Here is a 17,108-nt window from a genome sequence, read left to right as displayed (position 1 = left end):
TTATTTTTAAAAAGCTTGCTAAAAGTGCGGTTTTGTTCGAAAATATTAGTTAATATTGTGTATTGCTTAATGAAAATGAAATATGAATTGTTTTTGATATATAGCTTTAAAATTAAGAAAAATTATAAGTGGTGGAGCTAACCGGGGTCGAACCGGTGACCTCATGAATGCCATCCATGCGCTCTACCAACTGAGCTATAGCCCCATACACTTATATTTTAAATTAATTGATTTAAAATAGCAAATTTTTTAATTAATATTCTTAAATTAACAACAAATAAAGGGTTTTATTAATGTTATATCTTTTTAAGTTAACTATTTCGCTTTTACTTTTATTTAGCCAAAGTACTTATGCTCAAGAGAATACGGTCAATAATCAAGTAAAGGAACAACAAGTCTCTTTAAGTAATTTAGATAAAGAACCAACTTGTGCTATTCAAGAGCCTTCTCTTAATAGTGGTTTTATTCAAAATTTAATTAACTTTACTACTTCTACCTTTCAAAATATAAAAGATCAAGTTTCTTCTTTATTTTCTAAAGCGGGTTCTATTTGGATGAGATTTTTTGCAGCATTTCTTTTAGGATTGCTTTTAAGTTTAACACCCTGTATTTATCCTATGATTCCAATTACAGTAGGGATTTTACAAATAAATCAAAGTTCTTCTGCTATTAGAAGTTTCTTAATTGCTGCTTCTTATACTTTGGGAATTTCTTTAACTTTTGCCATATTCGGTTTTATAGCGTCTATAGGGGGCTGTATATTTGGTGAACTTCAAGGTAGTCCTTGGACTATAATTCCTCTTGCTTTACTGTTAATTTATTTTGGTCTTTCAATGTTAGATTTTTATGAAATAAAAATCCCTAGATTTTTACAACCAAAATCTGTTGGAGTTAAACAGGGGTCTTTCTTATCTGCTTTTATATTTGGGTCTGTTAGTGGAACCGTTGCTTCTCCTTGTCTTTCACCTGGATTACTTTTGATATTAAACTACGTAAGTAGTCTAAGTTCTTCATCAGGTATTTTAGGTTATTTAGAAGGCTTTTTATTACTTTTTGTCTTTGGTATAGGTTCCAGTTTGCCTTTACTTATTATCGGTACTTTTTCAAGTTCTTCAAAATTAATGCCTCGTGCAGGGCTTTGGATGGTAGAGATTAAAAAATTAATAGGTATTATGCTAATCGGTATGGCATTTTACCATTTATCTCATTTAGGTAAAATTTTACCGTGGCCTATATTAGTTGTTATTATTTCAATATCGTTCATTATGCTTGGTATTTATTATATTTTAGATGTTAAAAGTTATGATTCTTCTAGTATTAAAATTTATAAAAGGGCTATAGGAACTTTATTAATTTTGGGATCTGTAATTTTTGGCATAAATTCTTATAAATCTATTAAGAATTCTAAAACAGTACAGGATATAGAGAATATATGGTTAAATGATTTTGATCAAGCAGTAGAAAAAGCAAAACAAGAAAATAAGTTAATTTTTATTGACTTGGGTTCTTCTTATTGTGGTGCCTGTAAATCAATAGATAGTACAATTTTTGTAAATCCAAGTGTTATTAAGGCTTTAAAAGATCAATATATATCTCTTAAAATTAACTATGATATTGAAGAAGAATCATTTAGTAAGATCAAACAATTATATGGTCCTATTAAAGGCTTTCCAACTTATATCATTGCTAATTATAATAACCAGTTGATTAAGAAAATGGGCGCTGAACTTGGCGATTTAACTATTGAACAAGTTATAGAACTTTTAATTAAATCTAAATAATTAAAGAAAAATGGACACATAAAAATGTGTCCATTTTTAAATCTAGGCACTTTTATATTTATTGTTTCCGTGCTTATCTAAATCCTTTTGTTTATCTTGAGCTTTTCTGATTTCTTCGATCATTTTGGTAATGACTGCATCTATTTCTTTATATATATCAGGTCCTTCATGATGAGCATGCAATCTTACATTTGCAAAATCGAGATTTAACTCTACTCTATTATGTGCATGATCAGGGTGTATTTCTATTACCATATCAATATTATGAGGAGTTCTTTCATTTTCTATAATTGTCTCTATTTTTTCTAATTTCTTTAGTGCAAAGTTTTCTATATTTTCTGAATGATCTGTGTTTTTAAAAACTATACGTTTTTGCATAATTTCTCCTGAAAATAGATTCTAATATTATTTCTTAAGATAATATAACTTAACTTTAATATATATTTAAACAAATATAATATTTAAAATAAATGCACTGGATAAACAATTTATTTTTATTGTCTATAGTTATTAATTGATTGATTTTAAGTTGGACCAATTGACATTTTTGTCAATTGGAAATATATTTAAAAAATAAGCTTATTGAATATAAATTATTAAAGGAAAATAATGAATAAATTGAAACAATTATTGATAGTATTTCTGTCAGCTGTATTTTTAAATAACAATATTATGTCTATGGAACAAGCTAAACCTGAACAAGAAACTTTGTCATCAGATTCTACTGATTTGCCAAATGAGATATGGATTATGATTTTACAAGAAGTTATAAAAAATTTATTGCCTAATATTGAATGTGATAATCTAGAAAGTTTTGACCAAAATTTTAAGAATATTTGGCTTACAAATGAAGAATTTAAGGAAAAATTATATCAGTTAAAACTAGTTTGTAAGGATTTTATTTGTTTTATTGAATCAGACAGATTTTATGGTGAAATTAGAAAAAAGATTTATCAAGTTATAATAGATTATAAATTAATTCTTGCCGTTACAAACAACGATGAAGAGATGGTAAGATTGTTAATAGAAAATGGAGCTAATGTTAATGCTAAGAATGAATTTGGCAATACAGCTTTAATTCTTGCATCTAAATTTGGCTATAAAAGTATAGTAGAAACATTACTTCAATCAGGTGCTGATGTTAATGTTCAAAATAAATATGGTAGTACAGCTTTAATGGATGCATCTTTGGTGAGGTGTCATAAAAATATAGTAGAAATATTACTTAAAGCAGGTGCTAATGTTAATGCTAGAGATAATGATGGTTGGACTGCTTTAATATTGGCATCATTACAAGGATATAAAGAGATAGTTCAAATGCTAATAAAAGCAGGTGCTGATGTTAATGTTAAAGATAATGATGATAATCCTGCTTTATTATTGGCAGCTATGGAAGAGGGTAATAAGTATATAGTAGAAATGTTAATAAAAGCGGGTGCTGATGTTAATGCTAAAGATAATGATGGTAATACGGGTTTAATAACAGCAGCTAGAAATGATCATAAAGAAGTAGTAGAAGTATTAATAAAATTAGGTGCTGATATTAATATTCAAAATAATGATGGTAATACTGCATTGACTATTGCTTGTCTTAATAATTATGATGATATAGTAGATATATTAAGAGAAGTTAGTAAAAATATTATTAAATAGTAGAATCAAAAAGTTAAAGGGAATAAGATAAAAAATCTTATTTCCTTTAAAATTTTTAATAATAGATTAATCTATTGCTCTAGGTTCTTTTTTAACTAAGAACTTTATAGGAGCTCCAAGTAGATCATAAGTTGTTCTCATAATATTTTCAAAATAACCAAGTTGAGCTTCTTTGAACCATTCAACTGTATTTACTACTAGTTCTATAGTTACTGGAGCTGTTCTTACTTGTCTTACTTTATAAATTTTGAGTAACTGTTTTTTATGATAAAGAGGCTTTTTAATTCCTGAGTCGATAAATAACCTAGTAAGTGCATTATCGCTAAATCTTTGGGAATAATTGTCCCAAGTCTTTTTTATTAATGGCAATAATTTTCCGACATTTTTACCAGTTTTACAAGAAATTTCAAGTACTGGTATCTTTTTAATTAAATGATTATAATATTTAAAACAATTTTGAAGATCTGTTTTATTTTGCTCAGTTAATAAATCTGATTTATTTATAACCAAAATTAGAGATTTATACTGTTTTTCAAAAGCATAGAAAGCTAATTTTAATTCTTGATCTACTAATGAACTACTTGCTCCGTCTATCAAAAGTACAATGATATCTGAATTTTTTAAAGCTTGAAAAGATGATTTAACCATTAAAGTTTCTATTTCATCTTTGACTACTCTTTTTCTTCTAATTCCTGGCGTATCTGTTAATTCTATTGCTTCTTGATAAAACATTATATTTTCGGCAATAGCTTCACGAGTTGTTCCTGGTATATCAGAGACTAAAGTTCTTTCTTGCTTTAATAATAAGTTCATTAAAGAAGATTTTCCTACATTTGGCTTACCTATGAAGGAGACTTTAAAAGCAGGTTCAACAGCTTCTTTAGTTTTATTATCAGGTATTAATTGAACTACTTTATCAAGCAAATCATTAACACCTTTGCCATGTTCTGCAGAAACAGCAATCATATTATCAAATCCTAGTTGATAGAACTCATAAAAATTCTCTTGTGCTTCTTTGGTATCGCTTTTATTAATAGCTAATATAATTGGCTTTTTGCTTTCTAATCTATGAAGTAATTTTGAAATTTCTATATCTTCTATTAAAGGTCCTGTTTTTCCATCAACCAGAAATATAATGACATCGCCTTTATTAATAATACTTAAGACTTTTTCAGTTATTAATTTTTGAAATTGATCTTCGGTTTTTCTTAATTCTAAACCTCCGCTGTCTATAAGATCAAAATTTTTACCTTTCCATTCAACCTGATCTTTTAAAAAATCTCGAGTAACACCTTCGTATTCTAATGCTATACTTCTGACTTTTTCAGATAATCTGTTAAATAGTGTAGACTTTCCTACGTTGGTTCTTCCAACTATAATTACAGTATTGCTCATAATTTTTTCCTATTTGACTTAATATCCATATCAATAGAAATGGAATTCTAAATCTAAAGACTAGTGTTTTCTTCCAAATAAATTTTGCCTGGAAAAATTTTTAATATAGTATTTGCTCTAGGCCATTTGGATTGATTAGATATGTCTAAACTTTTTGTTTTATATTCTTTTTTATTATTAATTATACTATTTTTAATTAAAATTGTCTCTTTTTTAGGATAAATGCTTTTTTTTTCAGCAATTTCTTCATTTTGGTTATTGTTTTTGTTGTTTAAAGTAATGCTTGTATTATTAATTATTTTGTTAAAATTAAACTTAATACTGACATCTATACCAAAATTTTTATTAAATATAGTAATCCAAGTTTTTTTAGTTTCTTCAAGGATGTCTTTAAAAAATACGAAATCTTTACTAAATAATAAAATTAATTCTTTATTTAAATAGTTTGATAAATCTAACTCTGCTTGTTGAAATATTGAATTTAAAAGAGGATCTTTTAGGCTATCTATTTCTACTAATACCTTTTTCCATTTATCTTGATTAATATCTAATTTATTATCAGTGTTATTATTTATATTAATTACTTGAGTAAATTTTTCTTTATCAAGATTGTTATTTTTATCTAAATTAATTTTCTGAGCTAAATTTATAAACATCAATTCAAGATTTAAATAAGGTAAAGTTGTTTTAGATAACTTAAATTCGTAGGAATGTGCTATTTCAAGCATATCTAAAAGTATTTTTATTGATATTTTATTAATGATTAAATCTATATTTTTATTTAGCTTTATACTAGTATCTATTTGATTTTTTATTAAAAATAGTTGATGAACCAATTCTATAAATTGCTTCCAAATAATTATGACATTATAATTTTTGAGATTTATTTTGTTAAATAAATTTATAAGTTCAACTATATTCTTGTTAAGAACAGTATTTAATATCTCAAATAAATTGTTTTCGTTTAAAAATCCTAGAGTTTCAAGTATACTTTCTTTATCAACTTTTTCACTATTTAACCTTACTTTTTCAAGTAAATTTATGGCATCTCTTAAAGATCCTTGCGATTGATTTGCTATTAGATTTAGTGCTTCTATATCAAAAGAGATATTTTCTTCAGTACATATAAAACTTAAATGATTGACTATATCTTGATCTTGAATAATAGAGAAAAAAAGCTGAAAACATCTTGATTGTACCGTAGAAATAATTTTGTTAACATCTGTTGTTGCTAACATAAAAACCGTACCAGTTGGAGGTTCTTCAAGTATTTTAAGAAAAGCGTTAAAAGCAGCTTTACTTAACATATGAGCTTCATCGATTAAATATATTTTTTTCTTTCCAAGAACTGGCATAAATGAGGCAGTTTCTATTATTTGCCTTATGTTTTCTACCCCTGTGTTTGAAGCTGCATCTATTTCTATAAAATCAGGATGAGCAAATTTGCTCATAGAGATACAGGAATTACATTGGTTGCAAGGTAAAGAAACTTCTTGTGGTTTTTTTTCAAAGTTACTTAATTCATTGCAATTTAAAGCTGAGGCAAACAAACGCGCTGTTGTAGTTTTTCCAGAACCTTTAGGTCCTGATAATAAATAAACAGGAAATACTAAGTTTCGATATAGACTATTTTTTATAAGTCGAATAACTAGCTCTTGCCCAACAACGTCGTCAAATCTTTTAGAGCGCCATTTTCGAGCTAGATTTAGCTGTATATTCATAAAAGTTAATTTTTTTTAATTTAATTTTAAATAAGGGAAGCTTATACAAGAGTGACATTATTTTCTGCTGCTACCTCTCGGTCCTGACAGATTAAATAACTACCCTTTATAAGCTTCCCAACTTTGGTGGAGAGAGAGGGATTCGAACCCTCGATACCCGGTAAGGGGTATACATGATTTCCAATCATGCTCTTTCGGCCTCTCAGACACCTCTCCAAAATTTATTCAGCTTGTGATGGCTCAGCAGATTCTACTGATTCAGTTTTAGCTTTTTTTATATTATCTTTTGGAGCTTCTAAATCTTCATCAGTTTTTGGCTTTTTAAAGAATTTAGGTTTAACGCTCTTTTTAGGACCTTTGGATGGAACGGTTTTGCCCTTGGATTTTTTAGAGTTTTCATCCTCTTCATCTTCACTGTCTTGAGCAAGTATGCTATCCAATAGATCTTGATCGTTAAGTTCTTCTTTAGGTTTAGATTTAGCTACTTCTTGACCTTTTTTAATGTTTTCAGCGATGTAATTTAATAGCAATTCTATGGATCTAGGAGCATCATCATTTGCTGGGATAACATAATCTATATTTGAAGGATCGCCATTAGTATCAACTAAAGCTACTATAGGTATAGACATAGATACAGCTTCTTTAACACATACGTGCTCTTTCTTTACATCTATTACTAAAACTGCACCTATTGGCCAACTTAAATTAACTATACCACCTACGTTTTTTGCAAGTCTATCAAACTTTTTCTGTATGATATTTAATTCTTTTTTTGTGTAATTAAATTCATTAGATTTTTCAAGTATATCTTTAAAATGCAAGTAATTAGCAACAGATTTTTTTACTTGTCTAAAGTTACTAAAAGTACCACCTATCCATCTGTTGTTTACATAAGGAAGATTTAACTCTTTTGCTATTTGGGTAATGCCATTTTGAGCAGCTTTTTTAGTTCCAACTAATAGTATTGTTTCACCATTAGCTACTACTGATTCTAAAAATTTAGATGCTCTTTCTAATTCTTCAGCTGTTTTAAAAACATCTATAAGATGTACATTGTTTTTGTGGCCCCAAATATAAGGCTTCATTTTAGGATTCCATTTTGACTTTTGATGTCCAAAATGTACACCTGATTCTATTAATTTTCTTTTGTCTATCATTTGATATATACTCTTTCTAAGGGTTATTAACTATTATTTCCTGGCCTGAATAGATATTTCAGAAACCACCCTACTTTAGGAAATAAGATTTTTGTTTATACTTGTTATAATAAAACACTTATTATAACAAGAGAAATTATAACACAATAAAATTAAAATGCAAAATTTTTTTAATTTTTAGCACCTATAACTTCATTGTCTTCTACAGCTTTTTCATATCTCTTGCCCAAAGCATACGATAATATTATCCATAAAGATATAGTAATACTAAAAAATACAGTTTGCATTGTTAAAACTTCGCTTGCAATATGTCCATCGGTATACATATTAAAAGAAGATGACGCCATTTTTGCAAATTTAGATCCTAATCCATCGATCCATGATTTGGTTTTAAATCTTATTTCATTTATGGTAGGGATATATAAGCTTTCTCTTAATGGTACAGTTAAAGCATAATTTACAGCTCTAGTTACAACAAAAGCAACCATGGCGCTTGTGTAAGATGGATACTTTAAGAAGAATATAACAGATATTCCTGTTAATGTTGGAATGAGCATTAAAGCTTTTAATTCACCAAGGGTTTTTATGATTATTCTTGTTCCAAATAATACTATTACAAGTCCTACTAAATGGACTATTAATGCTTGTTTGATTAGAAAATATGCTAATTCTGAAATAGTACTTGAAGAAGTTTTTCCAAATATTATATTTTCAACTTTAATGACTTGATTTACTAATTCAAAAAAGAATGTCATGCCAAAAATTCCCATTACATAAGGATACTTAAAGAGTAGAACTAATCCTGAAGTGATACTGCTAAACCATCCTTCTTTTTCTTCTTTTTTATTTATGGCTTTGTTTACATTATATGCAGCTTCGTAACCATGCATATCTTTGCGAGGAACAACTTTTGTTAATTTATAAATTACCATAGGAACAATTAATAGTAATGCAGAAGCAAATCCAAGAAGCATTTGTACGTTTAAAGTGTCGCCAAAAATATTAATTTTAAGTAAGAGTAGTCCCAAAGAGGCTGTTATTATGCCGCCTATTTTTGAAGCAGAAATTATAGTTGTATAATTGTTTTTAGCATCTGAGGGAGCCGTTATAGAGTTTGCAAAAGCCCAAAATACGCTTATTATTAGAGGAGAGTAACTTTCTATAAAAAAATAAAATGCCCATCCTAAAACTCGATAAGGACTTGATAAAGTATTGTAAAGTCCTATATGTTCATTTCCTAATAAGAATGCAAATAATAGACCTAAAGACCCAAATAGTATTGTGTAGAAATAAACTAATTCATGTCTTTTTACCGTATCTATGAGTTTTGAATGTAAAAATAATATAGGAATTAATATTAACATAGAAAGATATTTTGCATATGCAAAATATTTACGATCATGACCTACTATGGTGGTAAATACTGCATCTTTAAGCTCTTTAGATATTGTATATGCTCCTATTATTAGGAAAAAAGCAATAGATAGAAAGATAACTTTTGATATCTGACTGGATTCTACATCCAATAGACTTTTAAAGAATTTTTTGAGTTTAGAACTCATTATAAATAGCCCCTTAGTATTTATTTATATTAAGTATTGATTATAGAAAAAGCCTTCTTAAGATTTTATTTTCTTAAAAGAAGGCTTTTTTTTACTTTTTATACATTTTTTTCAATGTTATATGCTTTTTAGCAAACTACTTTTTTCTCATCAACAGCTTTTTGATATTTATTTCCTACATAAGCTGCAATTAAGTACCAAAGAGCGCCAAGACCAAACGAAAATATACTTGTAAAGGTTACAAAATATTTACCTAATATTGATGAAAGAATATTAAATCCTGATCCTGCTGCTTTTGATCCTCTTGAACCGAATGTTTCGATCCATGCTTGAGATTTGTATTTCACATCTTTAGTTGTCGGAACGTAAAGTTGTTTCATAGTAGGACCATTAAGAGCATAGTTAACAGCTTTAACAGTTACCATGATCCAGAATAAAACATCAAGATTACCGTAAAACAAGAACAGTGCCATCATAGCTACTATCAAGAAAGGCATAACTGAAAGAGAGAATTTTACGCCTAAGTATCTTTGTACATTATTTATACCAAAGAATAAGCATAAGAATGATATTAAGTTTACCCATACAGCATAGTCACCAAGATAAGCAGAGCAAGCAGCTTCTGTTGTATGGCTAGCCATTACAGATGCTTTAAAGTTGAAGTCCATAACCGTTGCAAGAATTTCATATATTGAAATAATGCTAAATATTCCTAACAAATACTTATGAGTTACAAGTAACTTTAAACCTTCAAAAAAACCAGGTTCTTGAGTGCTTTCTTCTTCAGCTTCATTTTTTCCATGAAAACCAATTAGTTGTTCTTTAGGAGTTACTTTCATGAAGTAATATATTCCAGCAACTACTAGTAAAGAAAGAGCAGCGCATATCATTACTACCGGAGCACTATTTGAGAAAAAGTTGCGTCCAAGTGGAGTTAATAGCCAAGGACCTAATATAGCACCTAGTTGTCCGATCATAACTGTAAGAGCAAATCCCTTTTTGGCCGATTCAGGGCTAGATGTATCTGCTGCAAAAGCCCAGAACAGTGCAACCATTAAAGATCCATAACTTTCTACAAATACATACCAAGCCCAACCGATAATACGCCATTGGTTACCGACTGTATTTGCAAGTCCATATGGGGAATGCATAAAGTATAAACCAAAACCTAAGGTTAATATACTATATAATATTCCTAAGAAATAGAACATATGTTGTCTTGGAAATTTTTCTACTGCTTTTGAGTAAAGCATAACTATTGGAAATAGAACTAAAAGTGAAACTATTTTAGCCCAAGGAATGAAAGCTCCTTTTGCTTTAGGATTAGCAGCTACAGCCAATGGATCATGCACCATAGACGCAAAGATAGAATCTTTAAGTGGTCTCATAGTCCAATAGATACCTATTACCAAAGCAAAGATCAAGCCCAATCTTACGAATTTTTTTAGTTCTTCTTTTTCAAAGTCACCAAACCAAATTCTAAAGAGTTTGCTTCTCGATAAATAACCTAACATAAATTTACCCTTATGATTAAAAAATTAGTATTGTTTTATATTGTTCATGCTTTTATTATAATTTAACTTTTCTTAATTGTAAAAAATATTTTTTATATTTTTCTAATTGTTTTATAATTTTTTCATTTTAGTACTCCCTTTTATTATTAAAAATTTTAATAATCTTTCTTAAAATTTTAAATATAATTTATTTATATTAAATTAATAATTTTGCAATTTAGTTTCAACAAAAGAAAATTAATTAGATATATTTCATTATATATTGTTTTTCAAAAGTTTGAAATTTCTTATTAATAACTTGAAAATAAGCAATTTTGTTAATTATTTACTAATTGAGCCTCTTGTGCTAAAATAATCTTAAATATTATAGTTAAATTTGATAATTAAACATCTTTAAAAATTATTTAACGAAAATATAATTTTAATTTAGGATATATAAATGAATGAAAATGAACAATATGAACAAAATAAGCTTCTAGCTCTTTTGCCACTTAAAAACGTGGTTATTTTGCCAAGAAGTATTATACCTATAATTGTTGGTAGAGCTTCTTCAATAGAAGCTGTTGAATATTCTTTAAAGAATAATAAATCGATTTTTATTACAGCACAAAAGCATTCAGATATAGAACATCCAACGCAGGATGATGTATTTGAGTATGGTACCCGTTCTACTGTTTTACAAGTAGAGCGTATGTCAAAAGGTACTCTTAAGATCTTAGTTGAAGGTATATGTAGATCTAAACTTATTTCTAGTCATTTTAATGAAAAATTTTTAGAAGTTGAAATTCAAGATTTACCTACTACTGGTCTTGAAAGTACAACGGAATTAGAAGCTTCTTGGAGACAATTAAAGGCTTTATATGCAACTTATGCTCAACTGAATACCAAGATTCCTACAGATCTAATGGCTTTGACTAATACTCCTGAAGATATGGATATTGTGTCTGACACTTTAGCTATTCATCTTAACTTGACTTTTGATGAACGGCAACAGCTTCTTGAGCTTTATGATTTAAAAGAGCGTATAATTAAGTTATGTGCTTTTTTGAAAAAAGAAATTGATATACTGGAAACTGAGGAAAGAATAAGAGCTACTATACAAAAACAAGTTGAAAAAAATCAAAGAGAATATTATTTAAATGAACAGATTAAAGCTATTCAAAAAGAGCTAGGCAAAGAAGATATTTCTACTGAAATTTCACAAATAAGATCTAAAGTTAAAACTTTAGGACTAACTCAAGAAGCATCTGAAAAGGTTGAAAAAGAGCTAAAACGTCTTGAGCAAATGCCTTCTTTATCTTCTGAAGCTGTTGTTAGTAGACATTATATAGACTGGATAATGTCATTACCTTGGAGTAAAGCAAGTCGAGATACGATTGGTATAGAAGATGCCGAAAGAATATTAAATGAACATCATGCTGGTCTTAAAAAAGCAAAAGAACGAATTATAGAGTTTTTAGCCGCTAAAAAATTCTCAAAAAGCTTTAAAAGATCTCCTGTTATTTGCTTAATCGGGCCCCCAGGGGTTGGGAAAACCTCTTTGGCAAAATCAGTTGCTGAAAGCTTAGGGCGAGAATTTGTCCGAATCTCTCTTGGTGGAGTTAAAGATGAAGCTGAAATTAGAGGACATAGAAGAACTTATATAGGCTCTATGCCAGGAAAAATTATTCAAGCAATGCGCAAAGCAAAAACTATAAATCCTGTTATATTGCTTGATGAAATCGATAAAATGGCTAGTGATTATCATGGAGATCCATCTGCAGCATTACTTGAGGTTTTAGATCCAGAACAAAACAAGAATTTTATGGATCACTTCTTAGAAATTGGGTATGATTTATCTCAGGTTTTATTTATAACAACAGCAAATCATGTTGAAGGTATTCCATATCCATTATATGATCGTATGGATAAAATAATTTTATCTGGTTACACTGAAGTTGAGAAAGTAGAAATAGCAAGATCTTTCTTAATACCAAAAAATTTAAAAGAATATGGTTTAAAAGAATCACAATTTGTTATTTCTGATGATATTTTAAAAATCATTATTAGTGAATATACTCGTGAATCAGGGGTTCGCCAGCTTGAAAGATTAATTACCAAATTAATGCGTAAAGTTATTCAGGTTCTTTTAAAAGATAAAAAATTAAAGAGTGTAACTGTAGATCAGGCTGCTATAAAAGAATGGTTAGGATATCCGATTTTTAAGCGTTCTGTTTTAGACTTGAGCGAAAATCGTATTGGTGTAGCAACCGGTCTTGCATGGACTGAAGTTGGTGGAGATGTTCTTGAAATAGAAGTAACTGCTATTGCTGGTAAAGGTGGTCTTACATTAACTGGACAATTAGGTGAGGTGATGCAAGAGTCTGCTCATGCTGCTTTAAGTTATATAAGATCAAGAGGGGATGCCCTAGGATTAAAAGATTCTTTTACTTCAACAAAAGATATTCACGTTCATATTCCTGAAGGAGCTACTCCTAAAGATGGACCATCAGCTGGTATAACCATGTGTGTTGCCTTAGTATCTGCTTTGACTAAAAATCCAACTAAACCGGAAGTTGCAATGACTGGTGAAATTACTCTAAGAGGTAGAGTGCTTGGTGTTGGAGGTCTTAAAGAAAAGATTTTAGCAGCAAGACAATATGGTATGAAAACCGTTTTAGTGCCAGAGGAAAACCGACATGTTGTTGAAGAGGTAATGAAGGATATAGGCGAGAGTGATCATTTAAATATTATTTTTGTAAGTAATATGGATGAAGTTCTTAGATTATCTCTTGGTAATAGCCCTTTTGATCATGAAGAAATTTCTCAAGATCAAGAATCTAAAGAAAATGGCAAAAATGGTAATTCTTCCAAAGTAAAAAAAACAAGAACTAAAACTAAAAAATAATAAAAAAAGAGATAAGCAAAAAACTTATCTCTTTTTTATTTAGAAATAATCTAATAAATTTTTTAGTTCCCAAAATGATTGCTGAATTGAACCAGTTGATAATAGCGCTATTGTAATTGGTCTAGTAGGTATTAAACTATTTATATAGTTTATTAATGTTATTACTTTTTTTTTAATATCAATACTATTTTTGTTTTTTATTTCTTCTATTAATGTTCTCAGTTCTTGAGGTAACTTATCTGTACTCATATTATTTTTAGCCACAAATTCTGAGCAAAATGTTAATAAAGTTTTTGGTTGATAATGATATTTGACTTTTATATCTTTTAATTCATAATTCTGATCATCATGCTCCATTGCTGAAGTTGATTTAAAGCCTAATAAAAGGCATAATATTAATGTAACATATTTATTTATCATATTGCTTTCCATCACAAATATATTTATAGACATTCTTATACAATCCTATTATTAAATAATATCAATCTGAAAAAATATGTCAATTTTAAATTGAAAATTTGTATTATGAGATTTTAGATAGTATTTCTGAAAGAGTCTTGCTTGAAGGTATATAGATAATCTTGATTTTTGTCTCTCCAAGAGAACTTGTTATAATAAACTTATTATTGCTACTTATTTTTAATAAATTAATATGATATTTTGATTGATGTTCTTTTATTAGCTTTCCTGTGTTTATATCCCATATTTTTAATAAATTACCAGTACTAGTTATTAAAAACTTCTCATCAGGAGTTATCATTAAATGTTTTACTTCATTATTTTGAACTATGCTAAATAAACATATTTCACTTTTTAAATTCCATATTTTTGTTATATTATCTTTATCGCTACTTACTAGAAATTTATTGTTTGAACTAATAGCTACAGAGGTGACTTTATTATTGTGGCCAGACAATGTTTGCATTATATTGTTATCACTTATATTGTAAAGAACTACATCTTGATCATGACCTATGATTAAAATTTGATTATTGTTGCTTAATGTTGTTGAATAACTATTGCTAATAGTTCGTAAACAACTAATATTAGGATAAGACCAGATTTTAGTTGTATTATCAAAAGAGTGAGTTATTAGATATTTATTATCAGAAGTTAATTTTAATGATTTAATCAATTTCTGATGATCTGTTTCTTTACTTAGTTGATGAGGACTATCTATTTCTAAAATATTAATTTTTTTATTATCATTTCCTATAGTTATAATCATATTATTAGCATCTAGTAAAATAAAGTATGTGTTTTGATTAGTTTTAATACTTTTTATAAAAGCACCTTTGGTAGACCATAAGTATAAACAATTATTGGTCGTGCTAATAATGATATTATTACTTATCGCAATATCGGTTATCATACTATTGTGTTTTAATGTCTTTAGACATTTTCCCGTTTCTATATCCCATATTTTTACAGTATTATCAAAAGCGCCTGTAACTACTATTTTATTATCGGGACTTATTGCATAGGTAATAATGCCTTCTTGGTGTGCATCTTGACTTGTACTTATATTATCTTCAAAGGACCAAGCTATTTCAGGATAATTTATAATAAAATAATCTTTTATTGGATCTTTTAAATCCTCGGGAATTTTCTTTAAATCTTGAATGCTTAATTTTTTTTCTACTAAAAGTTGGCAACATCTTTCTATACAAAGTTCAGTCAGGTTGTAATTAACTTTATTTTTTTCTACTCTTGCTTCTTGAGACATTGAGAAAATGGAGTTAATTAAAAGTAAAACTTGGTAAAAAAATATTTTTTTTATTTTATTCATTATAATTATACAAATATTTATTTAATAATATATTTATTTTATATAATAGCATATTAATTAATATAATGAAAAGGAGGTAGAGATATTAAATCTATAATGTACTTTTTAAAAGTTAAAATTCTCTTTGAGTATTTATCATGTTTGTATTCTATACACTTGGTTTCATTGTAAATTGTTGCCTGACCTGAAATATTTACTTTAGTATTGATTATAGATTTATGCATTCTTCTAAAGAATATCAGCTAAAAACTATTGTATTATCAATTATCTCTGGAGATTTAAAAAAGACTTAATATATAATAGAGCTGCTATTATAGTATCAGAAAGAGTATGATAAGATTACGTAATGATATTTAAAATTGGCTTGATTGCAAAATTGCTAATCGAAACATCTTGTTTTTCGATTGAAATATAAGTTATAATTTTATAATAAAAAGCAATATCTTTTAGAGATTAGCTCAAAATTTATATTGCTTAAATGGTTATACTTCGAGATTTGTTAATATATTTTTTATTTTCAGAGCATCCCAATATTTTTGTTTTTTTGTCCTAAAAGTTCTAGATTTTAGCAGTTCTTTTATTCCCATTATAAGAGGTGTAGAGCATGCAAAGCAAGTAATTGTTAAAGGCGCTAAAGTAAATATTCGATCTGAATCATTAGAATTTGAGTAAACAATATAGGTAAGAAGTCCTCCAAAGATTCCGCAAAAAGTTGCTTGTGATAGTAGAAAATACCCTAAGGTAGAAGGATTAGATTTAGGAATTATATCAAGACGTATTTTGCTATTTCTAAAGTTTAAAGTTTTATTAGCTATATCAACAAGTTTATTTTTTTCCTGAAGAGTCAATTTTTTGTATTCTAAAGCTTTATTAAATAGATCAACTCTGCTTTTTTTTATTGCATATTCTATAGTAGTTTCGTAATTATTATTTTTAATGTTGCTATATATATTTACATATGTTAGTAACATTATGATTATTGTAAGGATAGAATTTAATTTTTTCATTATAGTCGTAGTAAAAATTGATTTTTAACATATATTATAATTATACTATATTTTATCAAATAGGTATAATATCACTACAGTAATTGTATATTTTTCTTAGAAAATTATTTTCTTTTTTAATATAGCTCTTCAATAATTTTATTGTTTGTAAATCACTGTACTCTTCTGCTACATCTAAAGCAGTATAACCATTATTAGATTTTATTTTTGGATTTGCTCCATTTTCTAATAAAAGTTTAACAATGTCATAATTATTTTGGTAAACTGCTAAAAACAGAGCTGTTAGACCATTATTATCTTGACAATCTAGATTGGCTTTAGATTCAATAAGTATCTTTGTAATATCATTGATATTTTCATTTATTGTCATTGATAATGCTGTAAAACCATTATTATCTTGTAAATTTAGATCTATTCCAGAATTGATAAGTAATTTTACAATTTCTTGATTGCCTTCAAGAGCTGCATACATCAGTGCATTATGATTATATTTATTCTTTAGATTTATGTCAGCACCTTCTTTAATTAGTAATTTTAGACTATTGATTTGATTATTAACTGTGGCCATAATCAAAGCAGTACTACCGTCTTTATTTTTCGTATTAAGATTTGCTCCAAATCTAATTAAAAGCTTTACCATCT

General features: G+C 27.8%; 13 protein-coding genes, 2 tRNA genes and 1 other RNA gene. 3 read left to right on the top strand and 13 right to left on the bottom strand.

What is annotated here, in order from left to right:
- Positions 1-129: 129 nt before the first annotated feature.
- A tRNA-Ala gene (locus tag BABL1_RS01130) sits at positions 130-205 on the bottom strand.
- 88 nt (positions 206-293) lie between these two features.
- Between BABL1_RS01130 and BABL1_RS01125 the strand changes: the two genes are divergently transcribed.
- Positions 294-1,781, top strand: coding sequence for a protein-disulfide reductase DsbD family protein (locus BABL1_RS01125; RefSeq protein ID WP_023791300.1), 1,488 nt, complete (start codon positions 294-296; stop codon positions 1,779-1,781).
- A 42-nt stretch (positions 1,782-1,823) separates the two neighbouring features.
- Here the strand turns inward: BABL1_RS01125 and BABL1_RS01120 are convergent, their stop codons facing one another.
- The gene (locus BABL1_RS01120) at positions 1,824-2,159 is read right to left on the bottom strand and encodes an HPF/RaiA family ribosome-associated protein (protein ID WP_023791298.1); all 336 of its coding nucleotides are present in this window, start codon (positions 2,157-2,159) and stop codon (positions 1,824-1,826) included.
- 231 nt (positions 2,160-2,390) lie between these two features.
- Between BABL1_RS01120 and BABL1_RS05170 the strand changes: the two genes are divergently transcribed.
- Entirely contained in the window at positions 2,391-3,434 is a 1,044-nt protein-coding gene (locus BABL1_RS05170) for an ankyrin repeat domain-containing protein (RefSeq protein ID WP_023791296.1), read from the top strand.
- Between the two features lie 66 nt (positions 3,435-3,500).
- Here BABL1_RS05170 and der read toward each other — a convergent pair whose 3' ends face one another.
- The 7 genes from der to BABL1_RS01085 form a co-directional block, all read right to left on the bottom strand.
- Entirely contained in the window at positions 3,501-4,829 is a 1,329-nt protein-coding gene (der, locus tag BABL1_RS01110; protein WP_023791294.1) for a ribosome biogenesis GTPase Der, read from the bottom strand.
- Positions 4,830-4,882: 53 nt separating this feature from the next.
- A complete protein-coding gene (dnaX, locus tag BABL1_RS01105; RefSeq protein ID WP_023791292.1) occupies positions 4,883-6,550 on the bottom strand; it encodes a DNA polymerase III subunit gamma/tau in 1,668 nt (555 codons plus the stop codon).
- 28 nt (positions 6,551-6,578) lie between these two features.
- Positions 6,579-6,672: signal recognition particle sRNA small type (ffs, locus tag BABL1_RS05375), an RNA gene on the bottom strand.
- A 2-nt stretch (positions 6,673-6,674) separates the two neighbouring features.
- Positions 6,675-6,766: transfer RNA gene (locus BABL1_RS01100), tRNA-Ser, on the bottom strand.
- Positions 6,767-6,771: 5 nt separating this feature from the next.
- Positions 6,772-7,707 carry a 30S ribosomal protein S2 gene (rpsB, locus tag BABL1_RS01095; RefSeq protein WP_023791290.1) on the bottom strand — a complete coding sequence of 312 codons (936 nt, stop codon included), beginning with the start codon at positions 7,705-7,707 and terminating at the stop codon, positions 6,772-6,774.
- Between the two features lie 170 nt (positions 7,708-7,877).
- Complete coding sequence (locus BABL1_RS01090; RefSeq protein ID WP_023791288.1) at positions 7,878-9,269, bottom strand: NTP/NDP exchange transporter; 1,392 nt, start codon at positions 9,267-9,269, stop codon at positions 7,878-7,880.
- A 128-nt stretch (positions 9,270-9,397) separates the two neighbouring features.
- A complete protein-coding gene (locus tag BABL1_RS01085; RefSeq protein WP_023791286.1) occupies positions 9,398-10,783 on the bottom strand; it encodes an NTP/NDP exchange transporter in 1,386 nt (461 codons plus the stop codon).
- Positions 10,784-11,222: 439 nt separating this feature from the next.
- On the opposite strand from BABL1_RS01085, the gene lon reads away from it, so the two are divergent.
- The gene (gene lon / locus BABL1_RS01080; protein WP_023791284.1) at positions 11,223-13,670 is read left to right on the top strand and encodes an endopeptidase La; all 2,448 of its coding nucleotides are present in this window, start codon (positions 11,223-11,225) and stop codon (positions 13,668-13,670) included.
- Between the two features lie 39 nt (positions 13,671-13,709).
- On the opposite strand, the gene BABL1_RS01075 is transcribed toward lon, so the two are convergent.
- The 4 genes from BABL1_RS01075 to BABL1_RS01060 all read right to left on the bottom strand — a co-directional run bounded on the left by BABL1_RS01075 (position 13,710) and on the right by BABL1_RS01060 (position 17,106).
- Positions 13,710-14,090: a hypothetical protein gene (locus BABL1_RS01075; RefSeq protein WP_146617268.1), complete on the bottom strand. Its 381-nt coding sequence runs from the start codon at positions 14,088-14,090 to the stop codon at positions 13,710-13,712.
- A gap of 103 nt (positions 14,091-14,193) precedes the next feature.
- Positions 14,194-15,459 (bottom strand): WD40 repeat domain-containing protein, encoded by a 1,266-nt coding sequence (locus BABL1_RS01070; RefSeq protein WP_023791280.1) that lies wholly within the window; start codon positions 15,457-15,459, stop codon positions 14,194-14,196.
- A gap of 482 nt (positions 15,460-15,941) precedes the next feature.
- A complete protein-coding gene (locus BABL1_RS01065) occupies positions 15,942-16,466 on the bottom strand; it encodes a hypothetical protein (protein WP_023791278.1) in 525 nt (174 codons plus the stop codon).
- Positions 16,467-16,521: 55 nt separating this feature from the next.
- Positions 16,522-17,106 carry an ankyrin repeat domain-containing protein gene (locus BABL1_RS01060; RefSeq protein ID WP_023791276.1) on the bottom strand — a complete coding sequence of 195 codons (585 nt, stop codon included), beginning with the start codon at positions 17,104-17,106 and terminating at the stop codon, positions 16,522-16,524.
- Positions 17,107-17,108: the final 2 nt, after the last annotated feature.

This window comes from Candidatus Babela massiliensis (genome assembly GCF_000513475.1).
Taxonomy (GTDB): domain Bacteria; phylum Babelota; class Babeliae; order Babelales; family Babelaceae; genus Babela; species Babela massiliensis.
The sequence above is the reverse complement of the archived record's forward strand: the minus strand, read 5'-3'. Positions and strand labels throughout refer to the sequence as shown.

Coding starts and splice junctions, on each gene's coding strand:
- BABL1_RS01120 (WP_023791298.1), bottom strand. CDS start 2,159: ATGCAAAAACGTATAGTTTTTAAAAACACAGATCATTCAGAAAATATA.
- BABL1_RS01065 (WP_023791278.1), bottom strand. CDS start 16,466: ATGAAAAAATTAAATTCTATCCTTACAATAATCATAATGTTACTAACA.
- lon (WP_023791284.1), top strand. CDS start 11,223: ATGAATGAAAATGAACAATATGAACAAAATAAGCTTCTAGCTCTTTTG.
- BABL1_RS01125 (WP_023791300.1), top strand. CDS start 294: ATGTTATATCTTTTTAAGTTAACTATTTCGCTTTTACTTTTATTTAGC.
- der (WP_023791294.1), bottom strand. CDS start 4,829: ATGAGCAATACTGTAATTATAGTTGGAAGAACCAACGTAGGAAAGTCT.
- BABL1_RS01090 (WP_023791288.1), bottom strand. CDS start 9,269: ATGAGTTCTAAACTCAAAAAATTCTTTAAAAGTCTATTGGATGTAGAA.
- dnaX (WP_023791292.1), bottom strand. CDS start 6,550: ATGAATATACAGCTAAATCTAGCTCGAAAATGGCGCTCTAAAAGATTT.
- BABL1_RS05170 (WP_023791296.1), top strand. CDS start 2,391: ATGAATAAATTGAAACAATTATTGATAGTATTTCTGTCAGCTGTATTT.
- BABL1_RS01075 (WP_146617268.1), bottom strand. CDS start 14,090: ATGATAAATAAATATGTTACATTAATATTATGCCTTTTATTAGGCTTT.
- BABL1_RS01060 (WP_023791276.1), bottom strand. CDS start 17,106: ATGGTAAAGCTTTTAATTAGATTTGGAGCAAATCTTAATACGAAAAAT.
- BABL1_RS01070 (WP_023791280.1), bottom strand. CDS start 15,459: ATGAATAAAATAAAAAAAATATTTTTTTACCAAGTTTTACTTTTAATT.
- BABL1_RS01085 (WP_023791286.1), bottom strand. CDS start 10,783: ATGTTAGGTTATTTATCGAGAAGCAAACTCTTTAGAATTTGGTTTGGT.
- rpsB (WP_023791290.1), bottom strand. CDS start 7,707: ATGATAGACAAAAGAAAATTAATAGAATCAGGTGTACATTTTGGACAT.